The sequence below is a fragment of the Anoxybacillus tengchongensis genome, from assembly GCF_014201585.1.
Taxonomy (GTDB): domain Bacteria; phylum Bacillota; class Bacilli; order Bacillales; family Anoxybacillaceae; genus Anoxybacillus; species Anoxybacillus tengchongensis.
Genome location: NZ_JACHES010000001.1, coordinates 147781 through 173196, shown reverse-complemented (window position 1 = coordinate 173196; position 25416 = coordinate 147781). Strand labels below are relative to the sequence as shown.

The window sequence follows — 25416 nt, the reverse complement described above, 5'->3', positions numbered from 1 at the left end:
CCCTCATTATAACACATTCCAATATAAAAGGTGCCCATAACGGACACCTTTTACGTTTGCTCATATAAACGAATTAATTGCTGAGCGGCCATCGTGACCGGTTGTTTTCCTTCCATCACATCTCGTTCAATCGTCGGCAACTGTTGCTGTACAGCCGGATGCTGAAAAAAGCGGATATGCAAATAATCTTTAATCATCGCGTGCAACCAATCTTTCATCTGTTCTCTTCTTCTTTCTTCAAATACGCCAGATTGTTTTGTTGTTTGGACAAACCGTTCGATTACTTCCCAAATTTGTTCAATTCCTTCTCCGTAGAGAGAAGAACATGTATATGCTTTCGTCTCCCAACCTTTCGTCGCATGACGTAAGTAATGTAAAATTTGATTATATTCTTCTTTCGCAAGCTCGGCCTTCTTTTTATTATCCCCATCTGCTTTATTAATGACGATCGCATCGACGAGCTCCATCATTCCTTTTTTCATTCCTTGTAGTTCGTCACCGGCGCCCGTTAAGGCGAGCAATAAGAAGAAATCAACCATGCCGCGCACTGCCACTTCGCTTTGACCAACACCAACCGTTTCAACAAGAATAATATCATATCCTGCTGCTTCACAAAGCAATATCGTCTCACGCGTTTTTCGATGCACGCCACCGAGCGTGCCACCCGATGGCGATGGGCGAATAAACGCACGTGGGTTTCGAGCTAAATTTTCCATGCGCGTTTTATCGCCAAGAATGCTTCCACCTGTAACAGAACTACTCGGATCAACAGCTAACACGGCAACACGATGACCTTTGTCGCATAAAAATTGCCCAAATGCTTCAATAAACGTACTTTTTCCCGCTCCCGGTACACCGGTAATGCCGATGCGAATGGAACGTCCCACATAGGGGAGGAGCTCATGCAATATGCGTTGGGCCTTTTCTGTATGTTTTGCCGCATTGCTTTCAATGAGCGTAATCGCTTGCGCTAAAATGGTACGTTCGTTATTTAATATCCCAGCGACGTATTCCTCAACTGAACGTTCTTTTCTTTTCACCCACCGTCTTTCTTTTGATGCATAAACACCGTCGCTTCCTTTGACGTATGATGTGGCAAACATATTTCCTTCATCAGCCCATTCTGGCCGAGATGTTCGCTCATCGTTCATTCGCTCACTTCCTCATAACCGAGTCGACGATAAATTTCATGCAATACTTTTTGTGCTGCGACCGGGATAATTGTACCTGGTCCGAAAATGGCAGCCGCTCCATGTTCATATAAAAATTCATAGTCTTGCGGTGGAATGACCCCACCAACAACGACGATAATATCTTCCCGACCTAATTTTCGCAACTCTTCAACAAGCTGTGGTAATAACGTTTTATGCCCTGCAGCAAGCGAGCTCATTCCAACGACGTGCACATCGTTTTCAACCGCTTGTCGCGCTGTCTCTTCTGGCGTTTGAAAGAGCGGGCCGATATCGACATCAAACCCTAAATCAGCAAATGCCGTGGCAATGACTTTTGCTCCACGGTCGTGCCCATCTTGCCCCATTTTTGCGATTAAAATGCGCGGTCTTCTTCCTTCTAGCTCATAAAATTCATCCGTCATTTTTTTCACGCGCGCAATTTCTTCTTCGTTCGTAAACTCGGCGCTATATACCCCGCTAACAGAACGAATGACCGCTTTATGCCTACCTGCTACTTTTTCAATCGCATACGAAATTTCACCCAACGTCGCACGAGCACGAGCGGCTTCTACCGCCAATTCTAATAAGTTTCCTTCCCCTGTTTCCGTCGCTTTTGTGATGGCATTTAATGCCTGTTGTACGCGCTCTTCATCCCGAGAAGCACGCAACTGTTTTAATTTTTCAATTTGCCGCTCTCTGACAGCGGTATTATCGACTTCTAAAATGTCAATTGGTACTTCTTTTTCTGGACGATATTTGTTCACGCCAATAATCGTTTCCGCTCCAGAATCAATTTTCGCCTGTCGTCTTGCCGCTGCTTCTTCAATGCGCATTTTTGGCAATCCTGTTTCAATCGCTTTCGCCATCCCACCGAGATTTTCGATTTCCTCAATATGCTTCCATGCTCGCTCCATTAGCTCGTTCGTCAACGTTTCAACATAATATGAGCCTGCCCATGGGTCAATGACGCGGCAAATGCCCGTTTCTTCTTGCAAATAAAGCTGCGTATTGCGAGCAATACGCGCAGAAAAATCAGTCGGTAACGCTATCGCTTCATCCAGCGCGTTCGTATGGAGCGACTGCGTATGCCCCATCGCCGCTGCATGCGCTTCAATGAGCGTGCGGACAACGTTGTTGAACGGGTCTTGTTCGGTTAAACTCCAACCTGATGTTTGTGAATGCGTTCGCAACGCCAACGACTTCGGATTTTTCGGGTTAAATGTTTTCATCATTTTCGCCCAAATCACGCGCGCTGCCCGCATTTTTGCCACTTCCATAAAATAGTTCATGCCGATTGCCCAGAAAAACGATAAGCGCGGGGCGAACGAGTCGATGTCAATACCTGCTTTTAAGCCGGTACGCACATACTCAAGCCCATCGGCAAGCGTATAGGCAAGCTCAATATCCGCCGGTGCACCCGCTTCCTGCATATGATAGCCGGAAATGCTAATGCTATTGAATTTTGGCATATATTTTGCAGTATAGGCGAAAATGTCAGCGATAATGCGCATCGACGTTTCTGGCGGATAAATGTACGTATTGCGCACCATATATTCTTTTAAAATGTCGTTTTGGATCGTGCCGGACAGTTTGTCTCGCGTCACTCCTTGCTCTTCGGCGGTGACAATGTAAAACGCCATGATCGGGAGCACAGCCCCGTTCATCGTCATCGATACGGACATTTGGTCAAGCGGAATGCCATCGAATAAAATTTTCATATCGAGCACCGAATCGATGGCGACCCCTGCTTTACCAACATCGCCGACGACGCGCGGATGGTCAGAATCATAGCCGCGGTGAGTGGCAAGGTCAAACGCAACCGACAACCCTTTTTGCCCCATCGCTAAATTGCGGCGGTAAAAGGCGTTGCTTTCTTCTGCCGTGGAAAAACCTGCATATTGGCGAATCGTCCAAGGTCGAACGACGTACATTGTCGGGTACGGTCCGCGCAAATATGGCGGAATGCCTGGCATATAATCGAGAAAATCAAATCCTTCGATATCTTTTTTTGTATATAGCGGTTTAAGCGCAATTTGTTCATTTGTTTGGAAGAAAAGGTCATCAATACATGTTTTCAGCTTTTCTTCGATAGCCTGTTTCCATTGTTGTTCGCTCACCGTATCTCCCGTTCGGTGGAAAGAAATATTCGTAAAATCAACTTTCCGCTCCATCTAAAGCCACCCCCATGTCCTTCATAAACGTCACAAGCGTTTCGTAGCAATTAGAACCGATATGAATAAATCCGTCCACCCCTGCTTCTATAAAAGCAGTTTCGATTTCCGGCGATTGTTTTCCAGCGACGTAGACGTTTCGTGGCGGATTCACGACCTTTAATGCTTTTGCGATCGCTGGGACCGCTTCCAGATAGCTTTCGTCCGTTCCGCAAATGATGTAGTGTGTTCCGCCTGCTTCTAACGCTTCTTTTATCGCCTCGTCAATCGACATATAGCCGTCATTTTTTACGACAGCAAATCCACCCGCTTCAAAAAAGCCGGTCATAAAATCAGCGCGCGCCTTATGATGGGCGATAGCACCGAGATTGATGAGATGAACGGTCGGACGCTTTCCGTGCGTTTCTAAATGCCGCTCCGCTGCTTGACGCAGCTGCTCAAACGGCTCGGATAGCCGCCATTGGCGAACTGGGGAAATGGCAATCGATGGACCAGTCATGGTGAGCGCAGCATCGATTCCTCGAGCGGTCGCTCGACGATGAACGAAAGCAATGGCGCTATCTACCCAATTTCCGCTTTGTTCCATCGTTTCGCCATCATACGATTCATCTTTTGACGGCGATACGGATTGGATATTCGGTTTTGGCTCTGCTAAATTGGCGTAAACGTTTGTGCCGATGATTCGTTCTTTGCGCGCCTTGACGTTTTGCTCGCGGAGTTTCGCGATTTTTTCGATTTCTGCTTGCACCACTCCCGCTTCCAGCGCTTTTGTCATGCCGCCTTTCGCTTCGATTTGTTGAAATAGCTTCCATGCAGCTTCTGCGATTTGTTCCGTTAACGTTTCAACGTAATACGAACCACCAGCCGGGTCGATGACCTTCCCGATGTGCGCTTCTTCTCGTAAAATCAATTGTGTATTACGGGCAATTCTTCGGGAAAACTCATTCGCTGGTCCAATCGCTTCGTCAAACGGGGAAACGTGTAAACTATTTGCACCACCGACAATCGCGGCAAACGCTTCTGCTGATGCCCGAAGCATGTTCACATATGGGTCATACACCGTTTTTGTGAAATACGACGTTCGCGCATGAAGCGACATTTTTTGTGCTCGTTCGCTACCACCAAACGCTTGAACAATATTCGACCACATCGCACGAGCCGCGCGTAGTTTTGCAATTTCCATAAAAAAGTCGGCGCCAATCGCAAACGAAAAACTCATTCGTTCGGCCACCTCATCGACCGTCAACCCACGCTTTAAACATTCGTTCATATATTCGACAGCGGTCGCAACCGAAAACGCTAACTCTTGCACCGCATTCGCCCCACCGTGATGATACGGCTCTCCGTGAACGATGATCGTCTTTATATGAGGCATTTGTTCTTTCGTCCATTTCGTCACATCCGCCATCACGTCATACAGCGTCGAAAGCGACGTAGGAAGTCCCCCTTTTATCGCTAATGCCGCAAGCGGGTCCATACCGATTATTCCGCGCAATGAATCGAACGAAAGTTGTTGTTTATGAAAATAAGCGACAAACAGAGCCAAAGCTGACAACGAACATGCCCCTGCATCGAGACGAATCGAATAATCGGAAAGCGAAATGCCAGAAAACATCGTTTCGATATCCTCTAGCGACGTGATCGAAAATCCGAGCTCGTCTAAAATAAGATGAATTTCTGTCTGTCCTCTTGCAATATCGTATGTTGCGATTTCGTTCCATTCCTTAGGATTTTTGGCAGAAATGGCTTGACTGACTGCCCATGTTTTTTTCATATACCCATCTGGCTCCGTCCCTCGCACATAGCCAGGGAACCCCGGATATTGCTCAGGAGTTGCCTCTATATCGCTTCGTACATAGATCGGTTTTACTTGCAGTTGTTCATACGTTGTTGTCACTAACTTTTCAAATGTTTTTCCTTTAAGCGATGTTTCTACTTCCTGTTTCCACTCGTCATATGTCGGAATAGGAAACGAGACGTTTTTCATCGTTAAAAAATCCGCCATTACAATCCCTCCCCTTTGAAGACCTTTAAAGCGCTTTCTTTTTAATTTTTGAAACATTCATATTTATTGTAGTATATATAGACAGCTTGGGCAACGAACAATTGTAATTAATGGATAATATAATGAAAGAGGGGTCCTATGTGGACACCCTCTTTTCGTTTAATAAATTGGCGTATTGTCTTTATTCATGTTTTCTAAGATTTGTTTCACGCGTGCTAAGAAGCGACCGCAAATTAAGCCGTCGAGGACGCGATGGTCAAGCGACAAACATAAATTGACCATGTCGCGAATCGCGATCATACCATCTTTAACCACAGGACGTTTGACGATTGATTCGACTTGTAAAATCGCTGCTTGTGGATAGTTAATAATGCCCATCGATTGCACTGAACCGAAAGAGCCGGTGTTGTTGACGGTGAATGTCCCACCTTGCATATCTTCTGGACGGAGTTTTCCTGCGCGTACTTTTGCTGCTAATTCCGCAATTTCACGCGCAATGCCTTTAATCGATTTTTCGTCGGCATGTTTAATGACCGGAACGAATAAGGCATCGTCTGTCGCTACCGCAATCGAAATGTTAATATCTTTCTTTTGAACAATTTTATCGCCTGCCCACATCGAGTTCATTTGTGGGAATTCTTTCAACGCTTGAGCTACCGCTTTCACAAAGAACGCAAAGTATGTTAGGTTGAAGCCTTCGCGCTTTTTAAATTCATCTTTAATCGAATCGCGATAAGCGACTAAGTTGGTCACATCGACTTCGACCATCGTCCACGCATGCGGTGCTTCATGTTTACTGCGAAGCATATTTGTTGCGATTGCTTTTCGGACTGGTGTGACAGGGATTTCGATGTCACCCGCTTGCACAGGAACACTTGGCGCTTGTTGTTTTGACGCCTCTATTTTTGGTGCGATATCCTGTTTCGGTACTTCTACTTGTTGGACTTGCTCAGCGACTTGTTTTGGTGCATCCGCTTTTGGCACGTTACCAGACTCAATGAGTTTAAGTAAATCTTTGCGCGTAATGCGACCGCCCATCCCTGTTCCTGTCACTTGTGTTAAATCGATGTGATGTTCTTGCGCGAGACGAAGAACAGCTGGCGAGTAACGTCCACGCTCACCGGCTTGCTTTTTCACCGGTTGTTTATTCGTTTGTTCATTCGTCGGCGGTAATTCGTTTTCCACGCTCGTTTGCTTTTCTTCTACTTGTCCTTCTCCTTCGACTTCAATCGTACAAATGACAGCGCCAACAGGCAATGTTTCTCCTTCTTTTGCAATAATTTCTTTAATCACACCAGCAAATGAAGATGGAATTTCCGCATTGACTTTATCTGTCATCACTTCGGCAAGCGGATCGTATTTATTGACGCGATCGCCAACAGACACAAGCCATTGACTAATCGTTCCTTCCGTTACACTTTCGCCAAGCTGTGGCATCGTAATTTTCTCTATCGCCATCGTGACTCCTCCTTAAAACTGCGCCAATTCGCGCATCGCCTTTTCAACTTTATCTGGGTTAACCATAAAGAATTTTTCCATCGTTGGCGCATATGGCATGGCTGGAACGTCTGGACCAGCAAGACGCATAATTGGCGCGTCTAAGTCAAATAAGCAATGCTCGGCAATAATTGCCGCCACTTCACTCATGACGCTTCCTTCTTTGTTGTCTTCTGTCACAAGCAACACTTTTCCTGTTTTGCTTGCCGCTTCAATAATCGCTTCTTTATCGAGCGGATATACGGTACGCAAGTCTAAAATGTGAGCAGAAATGCCTTCTTGTGCCAATTTTTCAGCAGCTTGTAGCGCGAAATGAACGCATAAACCGTACGTGATAACTGTAATATCTTCCCCTTCACGTTTAACGTCTGCTTTACCAATTGGTAGCACATAATCATCTGTTGGCACTTCCCCTTTAATGAGGCGATATGCTCGTTTATGCTCAAAAAACAGTACCGGATCTTCATCGCGAATCGCCGCTTTTAATAACCCTTTCACATCGTATGGTGTAGATGGCATGACAATTTTTAATCCCGGCTGATTCGCAAAAATCGCTTCAACGGATTGCGAATGATATAGCGCCCCGTGAACACCGCCACCATAAGGAGCACGAATGACAATTGGACAGTTCCAATCATTATTTGAACGATAACGAATACGCGCTGCTTCGGAAATAATTTGGTTTACAGCAGGCATAATGAAATCAGCAAATTGAATTTCAGCAATGGGACGCAATCCGTACATCGCGGCGCCAATGCCCACGCCTACGATCGCAGATTCCGCAAGCGGCGTATCAATGACGCGCTCTTCGCCAAATTGATCATATAGCCCTTGTGTTGCTTTAAATACGCCCCCTTTTTTTCCGACATCTTCCCCAAGTACGAATACGCGCGGGTCACGTTCCATTTCTTCGCGAATCGCCATCGTAACGGCATCGATATATGAAATGACAGGCATATTTATTCCTCCTCTGCGTATACGTATTTCAACGCATGTTCTGGTTCTGCATATGGTGCTTTTTCCGCATAATCTGTTGCTTCATTGACTTGTTTCATGACGCGATCGAGAATTTCTTTCTCTAGCTCGTCTGTTAATACGCCTACTTCTTTTAAGTAGTTTGCAAACAAGTAAATTGGATCTTTTGATTTTGCTTCTGCAATTTCTTCTGGCGTACGATATGCGCGGTCATCATCGTCTGATGAATGCGCCGTTAAACGATAAGCAACCGTTTCAATTAACGTTGGGCCTTCACCGCGGCGCGCACGGTCTGCTGCTTCTTTGACGACGCGATATACTTCAAGCGGATCTGTACCGTCAACAGTGTATCCTGGCATGCCGTAGCCGATGGCACGATCGGATACTTTTTCGCAAGCTAACTGCTTTTCAATTGGAACTGAAATCGCATATTTATTGTTTTCGCACATAAAAATGACCGGCAACTTGTGAACACCAGCAAAGTTTGCTCCTTCGTGGAAGTCACCTTGGTTAGAAGACCCTTCTCCAAATGTAACGAACGATACGAAATCTTTTTTCTCCATTTTCGCTGCTAGTGCGATACCAACAGCATGTGGCACTTGCGTTGTAACTGGCGAAGAGCCCGTGACGATTCGATTTTTCTTTTTCCCGAAATGGCCTGGCATTTGACGACCGCCAGAGTTTGGATCTTCAGCTTTCGCAAATGCTGAAAGCATGAGTTCTGTCGGTGTCATACCGAACGTTAATACGACACCCATGTCACGATAATATGGTAATACATAATCTTTCGTGCGATCTAAAGCGAATGCAGCTCCCACTTGCGCTGCTTCTTGCCCTTGACAAGAAATGACGAACGGAATTTTACCCGCGCGGTTGAGTAGCCACATCCGCTCGTCAATTTTGCGCGCTAACACCATTGTTTCATACATTTGTAAAACGGTTTCATCGCTTAAACCGAGTTGTTTATGACGCATCATGCATTCCTCCTTTAAAAATGAATCGCTTTTCCGTCAACAGCAAGCGCTGCTTCCATCATCGCTTCTGACAGCGTCGGATGCGGATGAATCGTATGCGCAATTTCCCACGGTGTCGCATCAAGCACGCGTGCTAATCCAGCTTCAGAAATCATATCTGTGACGTGCGGACCAACCATGTGCACACCGAGCAAATCATCTGTCTTTGCATCAGCGACAATTTTTACAAATCCTTCCGCCTCTCCGTACACGAGCGCTTTTCCAATCGCTTTAAACGGGAATTTGCCGACTTTCACTTCGTATCCTTTTGCCTTCGCTTCTTCTTCTGTTAAGCCAACGCTCGCAGCCTCAGGACGACTGTAAATGCATTTTGGCACCATCGCATAATCAAGTGGGTGAACTTCTTTTCCAGCGAGATGTTCAATTGCAATGATCCCCTCATGTGAAGCAACATGAGCAAGCTGTAAACCACCGATCACATCACCAATCGCATAAATGTGTTTTTCTTTCGTTTGATAATACTCGTTCGTTTGAATAAACCCTTTTTCGACGACAATATCGGTATTTTCTAATCCGATGCCTTCAACGTTTGCTTGACGTCCGACGGAAACGAGCATTTTTTCAGCTGTAAACGTTTCGTTTTGTCCATTAATCTCTGCTTGAATGCGTACACCATTTCCAACAACGAGCGTTTCTGGTAACACTTTCGCTTTTGTAACAATGCGTACACCACGCTGTTTTAATATTTTTTCAATTTCTTTTGAGACATCTCGGTCTTCTGTCGGCAAAATGCGATCTGCATACTCAATGACTGTAACATCTACCCCAAAATCGTTTAACATCGATGCCCATTCGATTCCGATGACACCACCGCCAACAATGATGATAGAAGATGGCAACGTCTCCATGCGTAATGCTTCGTCTGATGTCATGACAAATTGACCGTCAATTGTTAGGCCAGGTAACGTACGTGGGCGAGATCCTGTTGCGACGACAACGTATTTTGGTACAAGCATTTCATTTTCCGTTCCATCGTTCATCTCAACAGAAATCGTTCCCGGCATCGGTGAAAAAATGGATGGACCTAAAATACGTCCCGTTCCTTCATACACATCAATTTTTCCTTTTTTCATCAACATGTGGATGCCTTTATGCAGTTGGTCAATAATCGCTTGTTTGCGCGCTTGTACTTTCGCAAAATCTAATCGCACCTCGCTAGCAACTACACCAAACGTTTCACTTTCTTTTGTTTGAGCGTACACTTCTGCGCTGCGCAATAACGCTTTACTCGGAATGCATCCTGCATGTAGACACGTTCCCCCGAGCTTTCCTTTTTCAACAATTGCTGTTTTTAAACCGAGCTGGGCAGCGCGAATCGCAGCGACATATCCGCCTGTTCCGCCCCCAAGTATGACTACATCGTACTCTTTAGCCATCATTTCATCCCCTTAAACCGTTGTTTTGACCGCTTGTGGATATTGTTTTGCTTTTTCTTCTCCACGCAATACGCGAAGCGCACCTTCAGCAAGCGCCTGCAATTCATTTTCCCCTGGTTGCACGATGACGTCGGCAATCCATTGTACCCGATCAGCAATTTCTTTCACAAATTGTTTTCCATACGCTAAACCGCCCGTTAAGATGATGGCATCGACTTTTCCGGCTAAAACGGCACTTGCTGCTCCTATTTCTTTCGCTACTTGGTATGCCATCGCGCTATAAATGAGTTTTGCCTTCTCATCACCATTTTCGATCATTTTCTCGACTTTCACCGCATCGTTCGTCCCTAAATAGCCAACGAGACCTCCGCCCCCAACGAGCATGCGCATCACTTCTTCGCGATAATATTCGCCTGAAAAACAAAGGGAGACAAGATCACCGGCTGGCACAGTTCCAGCACGTTCTGGGCTAAACGGACCTTCTCCGTCCAATCCGTTGTTGACATCAATGACACGCCCGCATTTATGTGCACCGACTGTAATACCTCCGCCCATATGCGCGACAATGAAATTGACATCTTCATACGTTTTACCCATTTGTTTAGCTACACGACGTGCAACAGCTTTCTGATTCAATGCATGGAAAATGCTACGACGCTCAATTAATGAAAATCCAGAAACGCGAGCAATCGGATCAAGTTCATCTACAACGACTGGGTCGACAATAAAGGCTGGAATATTTAATGCTGAAGCAATTTCATGTGCTAAAATGCCTCCAAGATTTGAAGCATGTTGACCAGAGTACCCACGTCTTAAATCTTGCAACATCGCCTCATTAACAGCATATGTGCCACCTTCAATTGGACGGAGTAAGCCTCCACGGCCGCATACTGCATCGAGCTTAGAAATATTGATACCTTCATGATCAAGCGTTTCCAAAATCGTTTGCTTACGAAATTCGTATTGATCAATAATTTTTTTATACACTTGTAACGCTTCTGCATCATGACGAATCGTTTTTTCTAAAATGGAGCGCTCATTATCAAAAACGCCAATTTTCGTTGACGTCGATCCCGGATTAATGACTAAGATGCGAAATGAATGTTCTTGCAATGTGTAACCCTCCATTTTTATCATCGACGAAGCGAGAACGACCGTCCTCGCTTCTTTTATTTAGCGCGTGCGACGACGGCTTAAAATGTGCTGACCGTTTTGTAAAAATTGGCTACGTGATTGACGCATTTTTGCAATACGTTCTTCAGCTAAACGGTCTGCTGCTTGGTATGTCGGAATGCCATCACGCTTCGCAATTTCGATGACTTTTTCAATATTGTTGTAAATTTGCTCAACTTTTTTCATCGCACGTTCACGATTATATCCATATAGCTCATCGGCTACGTTAATAACGCCTCCGGCATTAATGACATAGTCTGGCGCATAAACGATACCCATTTCATGAATGATGTCTCCATGTCTTGCTTCGCGCAATTGGTTGTTGGCAGCGCCAGCAATGACTTTTGCTTTTAACTGCGGAATCGTTTGGTCATTAATAATGCCCCCGAGCGCACACGGAGCGAAAATATCGCAATCCACACCGTAAATATCGTTCGGATCAACTGCTTTTGCGCCAAACTCTTCGACAACGCGTTGTACCGCTTCTTTATTGATATCTGTAACAATGAGCTTTGCACCTTCTTCATGAAGATGACGGCATAAATTGTACGCCACGTTACCGACACCTTGCACCGCAATGACTTTTCCCTCAAGTGAATCGCTGCCAAACGCCTCTTTTGCTGCTGCTTTCATGCCACGATACACACCGTACGCAGTAACGGGAGAAGGATTTCCAGATGAACCGAACGCTGGTGAAATACCTGTGACATAATCTGTTTCTTCATAAATAATGTCCATATCCGCAACCGTTGTACCGACGTCCTCTGCTGTAATGTAGCGACCGTTTAATCCTTGAATAAAGCGACCAAACGCTCTAAACATCGCTTCATTTTTATCTTTTCGTGGATCCCCAATGATGACCGCTTTTCCACCGCCAAGATTTAATCCGGCTGCAGCGTTTTTATATGTCATGCCACGCGCTAAACGAAGCGCATCTTCAATGGCTGCATCTTCTGATTCGTACATCCACATACGCGTGCCACCTAACGCTGGTCCAAGTGTTGTATCATGAATAGCAATGATTGCTTTTAATCCTGATTCTTTATCTTGGCAAAATACTAATTGCTCATAGTCGTATTGCTCCATATATTTGAAAATCTCCATCTTTCGTTCCCCCTTGTTATTTGTTCGTTGCACAAATGGCTAGTGCTAGTGAATATAATTTGCTTTCTGCAGAATCTGCGCGAGATGTTAATACAATTGGTGCTCTCGCTCCGGCAATTATCGCCCCTACTTGCGCACGGGCAAAGTATACGAGCGATTTATATAACACATTTCCCGTTTCAATGTTCGGTACAACTAAAATGTCAGCATGTCCTGCTACCGAGCTTTGAATGCCTTTATGTTCGGCAGATTCAACGGAAATGGCGTTATCTAAAGCGAGCGGCCCATCAACGATGCAATCTTTCAACTGACCGCGTTGATTCATAAGCGACAACGCTGCTGCATCAATCGTTGCTGGCATCGCTGGATTGACGACTTCGACAGCGGCAAGTGGTGCAACTTTTGGCTTTTCTATTCCGATGGCTTTAGCCACTTGTACCGCATTCATAATAATTTCTGTTTTTTGTTGCAAATCAGGTGCTATGTTCATCGCTGCGTCAGTGACGAGAATTGGCCGTTCATAATGTGGTACATCAAATACAGCAACATGCGATAAAACACGACCTGTGCGCAGCCCGTATTCTTTATTTAACACCGCTTTTAAAATGGTTGCTGTCGGCACGTTCCCCTTCATTAAGACGCTGGCTTCTTTTTCGTGCACCGCTTTCACAGCCATGTGGGCTGCTTCTTCGTTTGTCGCAACATGAACGATACGAATCACATCGTCACTTGCTTCCTGAACATATTCAGCAACGAGGTTTGACAAAACGGATTCATCGCCGTATAAAATAAATCGCCCGAATCCCGCTTGTAATGCTTGTGCGACCGCTTTTAATACTTCTTCATCTTCGGCCGCTGCAACAGCTACAGTTGCCTCAGGAAATTGGGTTGCTTTGGTGATCAACGATTGTAGCTTCATCTCATCTGCTCAACCCCTTTGTTTTTTCGTCACTTTTTATTCTTGCAAAAAGTGTGCCAATTTCTTTTATGATGAAAACGCTTTACTTCTATTTGTTTTCGTTGCAACTTTTTGCACATTATGAACATTATTGCATGCTTTTTTTATCAAGTCCATACTTTTCAAGCTTGTAATATAAATTTCGAATAGAAATGCCAAGCTTTTTGGCAGCTGCCGTTTTATTCCCTTGACACGATTGTAAAACGCTCGCAATCACTTTGGCTTCATATTGTTCTACAAGCACCGCCAACGGTTGATGAACATGGGATGATTCAGAAGATGAAAGATGTTCTTGTTCTTTCGGTTTGTGTAATAGCGAAATATGTTTACGCTCAATGATCACTTCATTATATTTCATAAAAATCATTGCTCTTCCTAACACATTTTCTAGCTCTCGTACGTTCCCAGGCCAATCGTACGAGAGTAAATAAGTTAGCGCATCATCTGTAATACCTTCGACATTGCGCCCATAGTCTTGATTTAGTTTTTGTATCAGTCGTTCACATAAGGCTGGAATATCTTGTTTTCGAGCACGTAACGGCGGAATGTAAATTGGCATGCGATTTAACCGATAATATAAGTCTTCACGAAATGTCCCTTCGGCAATCGCTTTTTCGAGGTGAACGTTTGTTGCAGCAATGACACGTACATTAATCGGAATCGGCTTTGTGCCACCGACGCGCACAATTTCTTTTTCTTGCAACACTCGCAAAAGTTTTGCTTGCATATTGGCTGATAACTCCCCAATCTCATCGAGAAAAATACTTCCGTTGTTCGCTTCTTCAAATAATCCTTTTTTCCCTCCGCGTCTTGCACCAGAAAACGCCCCTTCTTCATAACCAAATAATTCACTTTCAAGTAGCGACTCGGAAATGGCAGCGCAATTGACACGAACGAATTTATGGTATTTTCGATCACTCGCATTATGAATAGCGTGGGCAAACAATTCTTTCCCTGTTCCTGATTCACCACGAAGCAAAATAGTTGCTGGGGTTTTAGCTGCCAATTTCGCCTGTTCAATCGCTAACATCATCTCTTCTGACGTGCCGACAATGTCGTCAAAGGAATATTTCGCCTCTAATGTGCGAATAATTTGACGAGCACGTTGCAACTCAGAAGTTAATTGTTCAATTTCGGAAACATCATGAATGACACCAACACTTCCTTTTAACACCCCATCAACGATAATCGGGGCAACATTCACGACAACATCCCGCTTTTTCGGGCCAACTTTCATGCGCACACCTCTGACTGGTCGGCGTGTTTTTAACACTTTCATATGCATGCTTTCCCCTTCTGAAATATCCGCTGTTGCCGGTTTTCCGATCACTTCTTCTTCAGATAAGCCTGTTAGCTTTGTATACGCTGGGTTAATTAAAATGCCGTTGCCATATTCATCAACAACGGAGATCGCTTCTTCGGAAGAATGAATAATAGCTTCTAACATCGTGCGAATTTCTTTCAGATTTGTTACTTCTTCCGCCAAATGAACAACCTCTGTAATATCTTTGAATACCGCAAAAGCACCAAACAATTTTCCGTTTTCGTCTATCAACGGAATACGTGTCGTAATCATTTTTTTCCCGTTTTCTAATAACAATTCTTGGTTTAATTCAACTTCTCTTGTATGTAATACGCGCGGCAATCCGCTGGTTGGAATAACATGTAAAATGTGTGATCCTATTACTTCCTTTCTTTTTTTCCCAATCATCTTCTCTGCACTCGGATTCATATGTGTCACGAAACCACGTTCATCAATAACAATCATTCCGTCATGCGTAGAGTTGAAAATTAAATCGTGTTTGGTTGTCGCTGTTTTTAACGTAGCAATGAGTTGTTCTTTTTCTTCAACAAGTTGTGCCATAATATAAGCGATATCACCAGGAATGACAACCGTATGCACAGCACTTGCTTTACGCAACGTAGCAAACACTTCATCGTCTCCCGTTACTTCAACAATGACGTCAATATCGTTCGTTAACACATCTTGCCAATGGTTGCTCGTTTGAATACCCATGTCACGTGCAGCCTTTATCCCTGGTGCATCGTCGTTTCGATCCACGATCGCTACAACATCCATTAGTTTTGTTTCATGGAACATTTTTAATAGCGCACTTCCACCTTTGCCTGCCCCAACAATTAATACTTTTTTCATTTCCCATCACCTATTCGTTTGCAATTTTTTGCAGACGCTTTCATCATACCGTTTTTTTCTCTTCTTGACAAACAAACAAAAACATTTATGATGAAAACAGAACAAATGGAAAGGGTTTTGTTTTATGCAACGAATGATCGCCCTACTCATCTTACTTATTCCCGGATTTATTGCAGCGTTAGGAATTAAATGGATGAGAGATACCGTATTTGGCATTTTGCATGCACCAATTCCTTCACTTGCCATTCAGTTTTTACTCGGTTTATTTTGTTTTCTCGTCGGTCTCGGCTTTATCGCAGGATTTATTTTTCATCGCGATCGAAAGCGAAATAAAGTACAACCTCGCTTTCAAAAAAAACGCTTCGATTCAAAATGATCGAAGCGTTTTTTCACGTATGTTTTTTGCTTTTTCAGGGAAATCCGTAAAAATCCCATCCACTTCATATCTAAACATCGTTTTCATCTGTTCTTCTTTATTGATTGTAAAAGGGCGGACGAGCAAGTGATGAGCATGAGCCGCTTCGACAAACGATTGATCGACCGTCGGATGATACGGATGAAGCGCTAATGCCTGTAAAGCGTGGGCATAGCTCCACGGTCGGTGTAACTTTTCCATGTATAGTAGCGCTGTCTCAATATCGGGAGCCAATTTGTGACATGTTGCCATACTTTCGTGGTTAAACGATGAAAAAACGACACGCGATGCTAAACCGTATCGTTCAACAAGCTCAATCGTTTTTGCTTCTAGCCGTTCATAAGGTACAAGATTGTTTTTTAATTCAATATTGATGAGTAACGACGTATTTTGCGCCCACTCCAATACTTCTTGTAGCGATGGAATAGGACAAAAACCGTATTGTTTAAATTTATAATTGGCGTTTAATTTCCGTAATTGCCGATACGTCATTTGTCCTACCCATCCTGTTCCATCTGTCGTTCGATTTACGGTTTCATCATGAATCACGACGACAACCCCATCTCTCGAAAGCTGTACGTCAAGTTCAATTCCGTCCGCTTGCACACGTACCGCTTCTATAAACGAAGCCATTGTATTTTCTGGATGTGTTCCTGCTGAACCACGATGAGCAAAAATATGTGTCATCCTTTTCCCACCTTCAAAAACATTTTATACTTAACATATGAAAGGAGTTGAATGTATGCGACCACTAAACATTTCGTTAGAAACAGCCCAAAAGCTAGCGAAAGCATTGAACATGCCACTAGAACAAATTATGCACATGCCTCAGCACATATTAATCCAAAAGTTGCTTGAGATTGAGAAAAATGAACACCAAAAAAGGTAGTCTTATGGACTACCTTCTTTATTAGCTTGCTTTATGCTCAAGTCTTAGCCGATCAGCAACCATCGCGATAAATTCTGAGTTTGTCGGCTTTGCTTTTGACATGCTGACCGTATGGCCAAATAAAGATGAGATGGATTCTAAATTACCGCGACTCCATGCCACTTCAATCGCATGACGAATCGCTCGCTCAACGCGACTAGCTGTCGTATTATACTTTTTGGCGATATCTGGGTATAGCACCTTCGTAATTGATCCGAGCAGCTCGACGTCGTTGTATACCATCGCAATGGCCTCACGCAAATATAAATATCCTTTAATGTGTGCAGGAACACCGATTTCGTGAATAATGTTCGTAATGCTTGCATCTAAATTTTTTGGTTTTCCATCACGAATTGGCGCAAGAAGCGGCCGCTTTAATACGGCTGGCTTTTTGCCACATACTTGACGAATTTGATTCACTAAATGGTCAATGTCAAACGGTTTTAAAATGAAGTAAGAAGCTCCGAGTTCAACTGCTTTTTTCGTCACATCTTCTTGTCCAAATGCTGTTAACATAATGACGTTTGGCAACGGTTGTTTGAACATACGCAACTTTTCTAACACAGCTAAGCCATCTAAATGTGGCATAATAATGTCAAGAATGAGAACGTCAGGATCGCGATCGCGCAATAATTGCAAGCAATCTTGCCCATTATATGCAACGCCAATGACTTCCATATCTTCTTGGCTTGTAATGTATTCTTCAAGCAAATGCACTAGTTCTCGATTATCATCTACAATACAAACTTTTATTGTACTCACGAAATCCTTCCTCCCTAAAGCAATGATCTTTTGTCACATACGTGCTTAATTCGCCACAACGGACAAAAATCCTTTTTCTTTCACAAAATTAGTCAAATAATTTATATTTTTCATAAAACATTCGTACATGCTGTTTCTTTCATTTTACACTACATTTTTATGTCATGTCATGATAAAATATGACAAATTGTGTGAGAAAACAAAAAGCAAGCTAATATTAGCTCGCTTTTTGTACGCTTCGGTCATAAATGTTAATTCCCGCTTCATGCAGCATCCATTCAATGTGTACACCGTAACCAGATGTCGGATCGTTAACAAATACGTGTGTGACAGCTCCGACAAGTTTTCCATCTTGAATAATTGGGCTTCCGCTCATTCCTTGTACAATTCCACCTGTTTTTTCTAACAATCGTGGATCGGTGACTTTAATTACCATCCCTTTAGTAGCTGGGAATTTTTGTGGTATGACACTAACAATTTCAACATCAAACGCTTCTACCCGATCTTGTTCGACAACCGTCAATATTTTTGCCTTTCCTTTTTTTACATCTGTCGATAGAGCAATTGGCATCGGCTTGTCGAAAATGCCATTTTGAATCGGTTGTGAAAGCTTACCAAAAATACCGAACGGACTATTCGTTTTAATGTTACCAATAATTTGTTTGTCGCTCGAAAATCTTGCTAGTTTTTCACCTGGACTACCGTTTCTTCCTTTATCAATCGCCGTCACCGTTGATTTAACAATCGTCCCATCACGAACAACAATCGGCTTTCTCGTATCCATATCAGAAATGACGTGTCCAAGTGCCCCATATATGTTTGATTTCGGGTCAAAAAACGTCATTGTTCCAATTCCTGCTGCTGAATCACGAATGTATAATCCGATACGATACGCCTGATCGTGTTTATCTTTCAACGGAGTAAGTGTCGTCTCAAATGTATGATGATCACGGGCAACGGTTAATCGTAAAGGTTTACCCTTTTTTCCCGCCTCTTCAATGAATGGGGAAACATCTGTCATTTTTTCGATTTTTTGTCCATTAATGTGAGTAATCGCATCCCCCACTTGGATGCCGGCCGTTTCACCTGGAGATTGTTTTCCTTGTTCTGTCTCCACTAAATGGTGACCGACAACAAGAACTCCAACCGTATTTAATTTGACTCCAATCGATTGGCCGCCAGGAACAACTTTAAAATCTGGTAATACTTTTACGTTTACTTGTTTCATCGGAAATCCCGCCATTTGTAAAATGACATCACTTTCCCCAATATGTTCTCCGGTAATTGCCAACTTTTCCTTTTGATGAACAGAAACGGCGTTCGTCGTTATCGCGTGAGCAGAACCAAATACAGGTATATGAGCCGTTTGTCCTTGAAATAACACAATTTGTTTCGGAATGTTTACATATTTTTGAAATGGTGTTGCCATACTTAGAACGATAAAAGAAACAAGGAGAAATGCACCTATTCCTTTTCTTAATTTGTCAAAATCCAAAGTCTTCACTCTCCTCGTTCCTACGTACACACCGAATCCTACACTATTTAATGTTGCCTGAAACGAGTGAAATATAACAGAATAAAATGAAAAAACAATGCCAATGTTGGTATTTATGTTGTTTCATTTTTGATCTTTTTCGCTAATTGTAATAATTCACGCGCATGCTGTTTCGTCAAATCTGTGATTTCCACGCCAGAAATCATACGGCTAATTTCGTTAATTTTTTCTTGTTCATTTAACGCTTCCACCGTTGTTTTTGTCCGTCCATCCTTCGTTTCTTTTGCAATAAATAAATGCGTATCCGCCATCGCCGCCACTTGTGGTAAATGCGAAATGCATAATACTTGCGAGTGACGAGCGACACGATAAATTTTTTCTGCAATCGCTTGAGCGACGCGACCGCTTACACCGGTATCGACCTCATCAAAAATGATGGAAGTGACGCCTTGATGTTTAGAGAAAATGCTTTTTAAAGCAAGCATCATGCGCGACAATTCTCCACCTGATGCAACTTTGGCCAGCGGTTTTAACGGCTCCCCGGGGTTTGTCGAAATGAAAAATTCGACTTCATCCATTCCGTTTGCTTGCAACTTGACAGGTGCTCCATCAAGCAGCGGGTCATCATACGTTCCTTTCCGTTTTCGAAAGACGACATCAAACGTCGTTTTTTCCATGTATAAATCTTTTAGTTCTTGATGAATGTCATCGATCAATTGTTTCGCATATTGCATACGTAATTCGCTTATATGTTTCGCTTCGACTAACAAATCGGCAGTAATGGACTGAAGCTCCGTCTGCAATTTATGAATATGATCATCGCGGTGTTGAATCGTTTCAATTTCTTCTTCCACTTTCGCCGCATATTCTAAAATGTCGCGTACTGTTTGACCGTATTTCCGTTTTAAATGATTAATTTCATTTAAGCGACTTTCAATTTCATCAAGCCGAAGCGGATCATATTCTAACTGATCTAACTGTTCACGTAGCTGGTGAGCAACTTCTTCTAACAAGTAGTAACAGTTCGATACGATCTCTTGAGCTTGTTTAACGGATGAATCAATCTCGCTAACATGATCTAAATGATTCATTGCCAGTCCAATCCAATCAAGTCCACGTTGTTCCCCGTAAAGTGCCTCATAGCTACTTTGTAACGCCTCGTATACTTTTTGAAAGTTGACGATTTTTCGGCGCTCTTCCATTAATCGTTCATCTTCATCTATTTGTAACTCTGCTTTTTGAATTTCATCAAGCTGAAAAGTTAACAAATCTAAACGATGTGCCATTTGCTGCTCGTTTTCATTTAGCTTTTGCAGTTGACGTTTGACACGTTCATATGTGGCATATAACGCTCCGTATTCTTCCAATGCATCGCGAATACGGTCCCCCCCATATTCGTCTAATAAGTGTAAGTGTTTACTCTCATCGAGCAACTCTTGATGCTCATGTTGTCCGTGAATATCAACGAGCGTAGCGCCAATTTCACGCAATGCTGCAATCGTGACTAATTTTCCGTTCACACGACAGACGCTTTTGCCGTTTATCGTTAGTTCTCGCCGAAGCACGATCATACCATCGCTTATATCGATGCCGAGTTCAGCACATTTGCTGTAACATGGGTGATCGTCTTGTTCAAGCAAAAAAAGACCTTCAATTTCAGCTTTTGCTTCCCCGTACCGAACAAATTCTGCCGAACCGCGTCCACCAATTAATAAATGAATGGCGTCAATAATAATTGACTTTCCCGCCCCCGTTTCTCCAGTTAAAACGGTTAACCCTTTCTCAAACGAAAGCGAAAGGGACTCAATAATAGCAAAATTTTTAATAGATAACTCCGCTAACATGTTTCACTCACACCTTTATTACAGCATGTCCAGCAATCGTTTTGAAATAACTTCTGTATCTTCAGGCGTGCGGCAAATAATTAAACACGTATCATCCCCACAAATCGTTCCAACAATTTCATCCCATTCTAAATGATCAAGCAGTACACCGATGGCATGTGCATTTCCTGGCAACGTCTTCATGACAAGTAAATGGCCAGCGCCATCAATTTTCACAAACGCATCCACGAGTGCTCGTTTTAACTTTTGGAGTGGATTAAATCGTTGGTCCGCAGGTAAGCTATATTTATATCGCCCATCGATCATTGGCACTTTCACTAAATGTAGTTCTTTAATGTCGCGAGACACCGTTGCTTGTGTGACGTTAAACCCTTCTTTGCGCAACATATCAACAAGTTCATCTTGTGTTTCAATATCATGGTTTGAAATAATTTCACGAATTTTAATATGACGTTGTCCTTTATTCAACGAAAACACCTCTTTCGTGTGTATAACATATGCATATTTATACTTCTATGTTACCGAACGATTGACAGGCAAACAAGAGGGAATAACCGACCGTTATTCCCCCACATGTTCCTTATTTTCCTTCAATTCGTCATGTGCCCTAGCAACTACTTCTATCGGGGAAATGGTCAAACGATTTTCCCCGATTTCTTTCCCTTCCCAACGTAAATGAAGTAAAAATTCAATATTTCCATCACCGCCTGTAATCGGCGAGTGAGTTAGCCCAATAATATCGTACCCTTCTTGTTGAGCAAATGCTGTAATCGTTTCAAGCACATGTACGTGAACGCGTGCATCACGAACGATTCCTTTTTTTCCAACAAGCTCTTTTCCCGCTTCGAACTGTGGTTTGACTAAAGCAACGACATCGCTATGCGGAACTAAAATCATCTTTAAGACAGGGAAAATTAACTTTAATGAAATAAACGACACGTCGATTGTTGCAAAATTCGGCAAACCGTGCTGAAAATCACTCGGTGTCACATAACGAAAGTTTGTCCGCTCCATGACTACAACACGCTCATCTTGGCGCAGTTTCCATGCTAATTGGTTATAGCCCACATCGAGAGCGTATGACAACTTCACCCCGTTTTGCAACGCACAGTCTGTAAATCCGCCCGTTGATGCACCAATATCAACCATAATCTTATCTTTTACTTCAAGCGAGAATGCTTGCAACGCTTTTTCAAGTTTAAGTCCTCCGCGACTTACATACGGTAATGCATTTCCTTTCACCGTAAGCGGAATGTCAATCGGCACTTTTTCCCCCGGCTTGTCAAGCCGCATTTCGTTTGAATAAACAAGGCCAGCCATGATCGTCCGTTTCGCCTTTTCGCGCGTTTCCGCCAACCCACGTTCAACAAGCAATACATCTAAACGTTCTTTCTTCCCTTTCATCTCTCATGCCCTTTTTCTTTTTTTCGGAGTTAATAAATAAATCCGTTCCATCACATGTTCTGTTGTCAAACCAATTTCTTCAAGAAGTTGCGACACACCGCCATGTTCGATAAAACGATCCGGTATGCCCATTCGGTCGATCATCGCTCCATAGTACCCATGATCATGAGCAAATTCAAGTACTGCGCTACCAAATCCACCTTGAAGCACCGCTTCTTCAATCGTAAGTAACGGCATGTTTTGTTGTAGTAACGTATGCAACATCGCTTCATCAAGTGGCTTAATAAAACGAGCGTTGACAACTTGTACAGAAATCCCTTCATTTGCAAGACGTTCAGCTGCTTGAAGCGCCATCGGAATCGTCGTACCGAACGTTAAAATTGCAACATCTGTTCCTTCACGTAACACTTCCCACGTACCGATCGGGATTTTTTTCAATTCTTTATCCATCGGCACACCGAGACCGTTGCCGCGCGGAAAACGCATCGCAATCGGGCCGTCATCGTATTGAATAGCTGTATATACCATATGTTGCCCTTCATTTTCATCTTTTGGCATCATTAATACCATGTTTGGAATGTGGCGTAAGAAGGCGATATCAAACACCCCTTGATGTGTTTCACCGTCCGCACCAACGAGACCTGCGCGGTCAATGCCAAAAAACACGTTTAAGTTTTGGCGACAAATATCATGAACCACTTGGTCGTACGCCCGTTGTAAAAAGGTTGAATAAATTGCTAAAAACGGTTTCATCCCTTGCGTTGCTAAGCCAGCTGCCATCGTTGCAGCATGTTGTTCAGCGATACCAACATCATACATACGCTCAGGAAATTCGTTTGCAAATCCCTCCAATTTCGATCCAACAGGCATCGCTGGCGTAATAGCAACAATGCGACGATCTTCCCGTGCTAATTTACGTACCGTTTCACTCACAAGCGCACTCCAAGAAGGAGCAGATTGCTTCGTTTGAATGAAATCACCCGTTTCAATTTTATATGGTCCTGTTCCGTGCCACGTTCCGACTTTATCGCTTTCTGCAGGATGGTATCCTTTTCCTTTTTTCGTTATGACGTGAACAAGAACCGGTCCTTTCGTCTTTTTTGCATAATGTAAGTTTTCAAATAAATCTTCAAAGTTATGGCCATCTACCGGACCAAAATACGTAAAGCCCAACTCTTCAAAAAATACGCCTGAAACGAGTAAATATTTGATGCTATCTTTGACACGTTCCGCTGTTGTAGCAAGCTTTCCACCGACAGCTGGAATTTTCTTCAACAACATTTCTAATTCATCTTTTACCCAATGATATTTTCCTGCTGTCCGTAGTCGCCCGAGCACATTGTGCAACGCTCCAACGTTTGGAGCAATCGACATTTCGTTATCGTTTAAAATGACGATAATATCTTTTTTCTCATGTCCGATATGATTTAATGCTTCTAGCGCCATTCCGCCGGTGAGTGCGCCGTCTCCAATAATCGGAACAATATATTCGTCCGTTCCCTTTAAGTCGCGCGCAATCGCCATGCCCATTGCGGCAGATAACGACGTCGAACTATGCCCCGTTTCCCATACGTCATGTTCACTTTCACTCCGTTTTGGAAAACCACACAATCCTTTATATTGTCGCAACGTATCAAACTGACTGGCACGACCGGTTAAAATTTTATGCACGTACGACTGATGGCCAACATCCCAAATGAGTTTATCTTTTGGACTGTCAAATACTTTATGAAGGGCGATTGTCAATTCAACGACTCCGAGATTCGGGCCAATATGTCCGCCTGTTTTCGATAGTTTTTCAATTAAAAATTGTCGAATTTGCTCGCTCAATTGAACGAGCTGTTCATTTGACATTTGTTTTAAAAATTTCGGGTTTTGAATCGCTGTAACATCCAACGCGATCACTCTCTTTCATGTAAGCTAAAACAATCGATATCATACAGTTTTATGTATTTTCAATTATACAGATAAACATGCTTGTACGCAAAAAAGAGCCGCTTACACGAACGTGTGAACGGCTAACATTTCTTTTCCACTATACCACATGTTGCTTATTTCCTCAATGCTATTAATGATCGCGCGTTTCGACGATATCACAAATATAATGTAGTAGCGATACGTCCACCCCGACTTCATGAAGAAGTGTACGCGCCTCTTTCATATGATCGAGAAGTTTCCTTTTTGCCCCATCAGGCGTCAAAAGGGCAGGATAAGTCGATTTATGATTTTCGATGTCGCTTCCTACTTTTTTTCCGATTTTTTGTTCGTCTCCTTCAATATCTAAAATGTCATCGCGAATTTGAAACGCTAAGCCGAGATGGTCGGCAAATGTTGTTAACAGCGTTAATTGTTTTTCTGTTGCTTCACCTAATATGGCACCCGCTCGAACGCTGTATTGTAACAACTTTCCTGTTTTATGACGGTGAATGTATTCTAATTGTTGCAAATGAATCGTTTTTCCTTCTCCTTCAAGGTCGGCTACTTGTCCGCCAACCATTCCTTCAGGTCCAGCCGCTTTCGCTAATTCAGAAATGAGACGGACTTTTACGTCAGGTGAAATAGCTTCAGCATCGGCAACGACTTGAAAAGCGTATGTCAGTAACGCGTCGCCTGCTAAAATAGCATTGGCTTCACCAAATACTTTATGATTTGTCGGTTTACCACGCCGTAAATCATCGTTATCCATACTTGGCAAATCATCATGAATAAGTGAATACGTATGAATCATTTCAAGCGCACAGGCAACAGACATGCCAATGTCAATGTGTTTACGAAACGCATGTAACGTTGCAAGCAATAAAAGAGGACGAATGCGTTTGCCACCTGCTTGCAACGAATATAACATCGCTTCTTTAATCGTCTCAGGTGCCCGCAACGATTCAATGTATACGGGGAGCTGCTGTTCAATTTGTTCTTTATATTGTCGCAATACTAATTCCGTATTCAAC

21 protein-coding genes are annotated in these 25416 nt (G+C 43.2%); 2 read left to right on the top strand and 19 right to left on the bottom strand.

Annotation, left to right across the window (positions count from 1 at the left end; translation table 11 throughout):
* Positions 1–50: 50 nt before the first annotated feature.
* The 11 genes from meaB to HNQ82_RS00890 form a co-directional block, all read right to left on the bottom strand.
* The gene (gene meaB, locus HNQ82_RS00940) at positions 51–1151 is read right to left on the bottom strand and encodes a methylmalonyl Co-A mutase-associated GTPase MeaB (RefSeq protein WP_183246375.1); all 1101 of its coding nucleotides are present in this window, start codon (positions 1149–1151) and stop codon (positions 51–53) included.
* Positions 1148–3343, bottom strand: coding sequence for a methylmalonyl-CoA mutase (scpA, locus tag HNQ82_RS00935; RefSeq protein WP_183246373.1), 2196 nt, complete (start codon positions 3341–3343; stop codon positions 1148–1150). The genes meaB and scpA overlap by 4 nt, the downstream gene beginning before the upstream one ends.
* Positions 3327–5348 (bottom strand): methylmalonyl-CoA mutase family protein, encoded by a 2022-nt coding sequence (locus HNQ82_RS00930; RefSeq protein WP_183246369.1) that lies wholly within the window; start codon positions 5346–5348, stop codon positions 3327–3329. Before HNQ82_RS00930 ends, scpA begins: the two co-directional genes overlap by 17 nt.
* Positions 5349–5507: 159 nt before the next feature.
* Entirely contained in the window at positions 5508–6806 is a 1299-nt protein-coding gene (locus tag HNQ82_RS00925; RefSeq protein WP_183246367.1) for a dihydrolipoamide acetyltransferase family protein, read from the bottom strand.
* Positions 6807–6818: 12 nt separating this feature from the next.
* The gene (locus HNQ82_RS00920) at positions 6819–7802 is read right to left on the bottom strand and encodes an alpha-ketoacid dehydrogenase subunit beta (protein WP_003394199.1); all 984 of its coding nucleotides are present in this window, start codon (positions 7800–7802) and stop codon (positions 6819–6821) included.
* Between the two features lie 2 nt (positions 7803–7804).
* Positions 7805–8797 carry a thiamine pyrophosphate-dependent dehydrogenase E1 component subunit alpha gene (locus HNQ82_RS00915; protein ID WP_183244038.1) on the bottom strand — a complete coding sequence of 331 codons (993 nt, stop codon included), beginning with the start codon at positions 8795–8797 and terminating at the stop codon, positions 7805–7807.
* 11 nt (positions 8798–8808) lie between these two features.
* Complete coding sequence (gene lpdA / locus HNQ82_RS00910) at positions 8809–10230, bottom strand: dihydrolipoyl dehydrogenase (protein WP_183246365.1); 1422 nt, start codon at positions 10228–10230, stop codon at positions 8809–8811.
* Positions 10231–10242: 12 nt separating this feature from the next.
* Positions 10243–11343, bottom strand: coding sequence for a butyrate kinase (buk, locus tag HNQ82_RS00905; RefSeq protein WP_183246363.1), 1101 nt, complete (start codon positions 11341–11343; stop codon positions 10243–10245).
* Between the two features lie 60 nt (positions 11344–11403).
* Positions 11404–12507 carry a branched-chain amino acid dehydrogenase gene (gene bcd / locus HNQ82_RS00900; protein WP_183246361.1) on the bottom strand — a complete coding sequence of 368 codons (1104 nt, stop codon included), beginning with the start codon at positions 12505–12507 and terminating at the stop codon, positions 11404–11406.
* 16 nt (positions 12508–12523) lie between these two features.
* The gene (gene yqiS, locus HNQ82_RS00895; RefSeq protein ID WP_183246359.1) at positions 12524–13426 is read right to left on the bottom strand and encodes a phosphate butyryltransferase; all 903 of its coding nucleotides are present in this window, start codon (positions 13424–13426) and stop codon (positions 12524–12526) included.
* A 127-nt stretch (positions 13427–13553) separates the two neighbouring features.
* Positions 13554–15620: a sigma 54-interacting transcriptional regulator gene (locus HNQ82_RS00890; RefSeq protein ID WP_183246357.1), complete on the bottom strand. Its 2067-nt coding sequence runs from the start codon at positions 15618–15620 to the stop codon at positions 13554–13556.
* A gap of 124 nt (positions 15621–15744) precedes the next feature.
* Between HNQ82_RS00890 and HNQ82_RS00885 the strand changes: the two genes are divergently transcribed.
* Positions 15745–15996 carry a DUF2627 domain-containing protein gene (locus tag HNQ82_RS00885; protein ID WP_183246355.1) on the top strand — a complete coding sequence of 84 codons (252 nt, stop codon included), beginning with the start codon at positions 15745–15747 and terminating at the stop codon, positions 15994–15996.
* On the opposite strand, the gene HNQ82_RS00880 is transcribed toward HNQ82_RS00885, so the two are convergent.
* On the bottom strand, positions 15988–16722 hold the full coding sequence (locus tag HNQ82_RS00880) for a glycerophosphodiester phosphodiesterase (protein WP_183246353.1): 735 nt from the start codon (positions 16720–16722) through the stop codon (positions 15988–15990). The genes HNQ82_RS00885 and HNQ82_RS00880 overlap by 9 nt on opposite strands.
* 55 nt (positions 16723–16777) lie before the next feature.
* Here HNQ82_RS00880 and HNQ82_RS00875 point away from each other — a divergent pair, with 55 nt between their 5' ends.
* Positions 16778–16924, top strand: a complete 147-nt coding sequence (locus HNQ82_RS00875) for a YycC family protein (protein ID WP_183246351.1) — start codon at positions 16778–16780, stop codon at positions 16922–16924.
* 21 nt (positions 16925–16945) lie between these two features.
* Here HNQ82_RS00875 and spo0A read toward each other — a convergent pair whose 3' ends face one another.
* From spo0A to HNQ82_RS00840, 7 genes are all read right to left on the bottom strand, one after another.
* A complete protein-coding gene (gene spo0A / locus HNQ82_RS00870; RefSeq protein ID WP_055440920.1) occupies positions 16946–17725 on the bottom strand; it encodes a sporulation transcription factor Spo0A in 780 nt (259 codons plus the stop codon).
* Between the two features lie 217 nt (positions 17726–17942).
* Positions 17943–19220 (bottom strand): SpoIVB peptidase, encoded by a 1278-nt coding sequence (spoIVB, locus tag HNQ82_RS00865; RefSeq protein ID WP_183246349.1) that lies wholly within the window; start codon positions 19218–19220, stop codon positions 17943–17945.
* A gap of 113 nt (positions 19221–19333) precedes the next feature.
* Positions 19334–21064 (bottom strand): DNA repair protein RecN, encoded by a 1731-nt coding sequence (gene recN / locus HNQ82_RS00860; protein WP_183246347.1) that lies wholly within the window; start codon positions 21062–21064, stop codon positions 19334–19336.
* A gap of 18 nt (positions 21065–21082) precedes the next feature.
* Positions 21083–21532, bottom strand: a complete 450-nt coding sequence (ahrC, locus tag HNQ82_RS00855; RefSeq protein ID WP_183246345.1) for a transcriptional regulator AhrC/ArgR — start codon at positions 21530–21532, stop codon at positions 21083–21085.
* A 93-nt stretch (positions 21533–21625) separates the two neighbouring features.
* Complete coding sequence (locus tag HNQ82_RS00850; RefSeq protein ID WP_183246343.1) at positions 21626–22468, bottom strand: TlyA family RNA methyltransferase; 843 nt, start codon at positions 22466–22468, stop codon at positions 21626–21628.
* Positions 22469–22471: 3 nt separating this feature from the next.
* A complete protein-coding gene (gene dxs, locus HNQ82_RS00845; RefSeq protein ID WP_183246341.1) occupies positions 22472–24364 on the bottom strand; it encodes a 1-deoxy-D-xylulose-5-phosphate synthase in 1893 nt (630 codons plus the stop codon).
* Between the two features lie 172 nt (positions 24365–24536).
* Positions 24537–25415, bottom strand: a complete 879-nt coding sequence (locus HNQ82_RS00840) for a polyprenyl synthetase family protein (protein WP_183246339.1) — start codon at positions 25413–25415, stop codon at positions 24537–24539.
* Position 25416: the final 1 nt, after the last annotated feature.

Coding starts and splice junctions, on each gene's coding strand:
- meaB (WP_183246375.1), bottom strand. CDS start 1,151: ATGAACGATGAGCGAACATCTCGGCCAGAATGGGCTGATGAAGGAAAT.
- scpA (WP_183246373.1), bottom strand. CDS start 3,343: ATGGAGCGGAAAGTTGATTTTACGAATATTTCTTTCCACCGAACGGGA.
- HNQ82_RS00930 (WP_183246369.1), bottom strand. CDS start 5,348: ATGGCGGATTTTTTAACGATGAAAAACGTCTCGTTTCCTATTCCGACA.
- HNQ82_RS00925 (WP_183246367.1), bottom strand. CDS start 6,806: ATGGCGATAGAGAAAATTACGATGCCACAGCTTGGCGAAAGTGTAACG.
- HNQ82_RS00920 (WP_003394199.1), bottom strand. CDS start 7,802: ATGCCTGTCATTTCATATATCGATGCCGTTACGATGGCGATTCGCGAA.
- HNQ82_RS00915 (WP_183244038.1), bottom strand. CDS start 8,797: ATGATGCGTCATAAACAACTCGGTTTAAGCGATGAAACCGTTTTACAA.
- lpdA (WP_183246365.1), bottom strand. CDS start 10,230: ATGGCTAAAGAGTACGATGTAGTCATACTTGGGGGCGGAACAGGCGGA.
- bcd (WP_183246361.1), bottom strand. CDS start 12,507: ATGGAGATTTTCAAATATATGGAGCAATACGACTATGAGCAATTAGTA.
- yqiS (WP_183246359.1), bottom strand. CDS start 13,426: ATGAAGCTACAATCGTTGATCACCAAAGCAACCCAATTTCCTGAGGCA.
- HNQ82_RS00890 (WP_183246357.1), bottom strand. CDS start 15,620: ATGAAAAAAGTATTAATTGTTGGGGCAGGCAAAGGTGGAAGTGCGCTA.
- HNQ82_RS00885 (WP_183246355.1), top strand. CDS start 15,745: ATGCAACGAATGATCGCCCTACTCATCTTACTTATTCCCGGATTTATT.
- HNQ82_RS00880 (WP_183246353.1), bottom strand. CDS start 16,722: ATGACACATATTTTTGCTCATCGTGGTTCAGCAGGAACACATCCAGAA.
- HNQ82_RS00875 (WP_183246351.1), top strand. CDS start 16,778: ATGCGACCACTAAACATTTCGTTAGAAACAGCCCAAAAGCTAGCGAAA.
- recN (WP_183246347.1), bottom strand. CDS start 21,064: ATGTTAGCGGAGTTATCTATTAAAAATTTTGCTATTATTGAGTCCCTT.
- HNQ82_RS00850 (WP_183246343.1), bottom strand. CDS start 22,468: ATGAAAGGGAAGAAAGAACGTTTAGATGTATTGCTTGTTGAACGTGGG.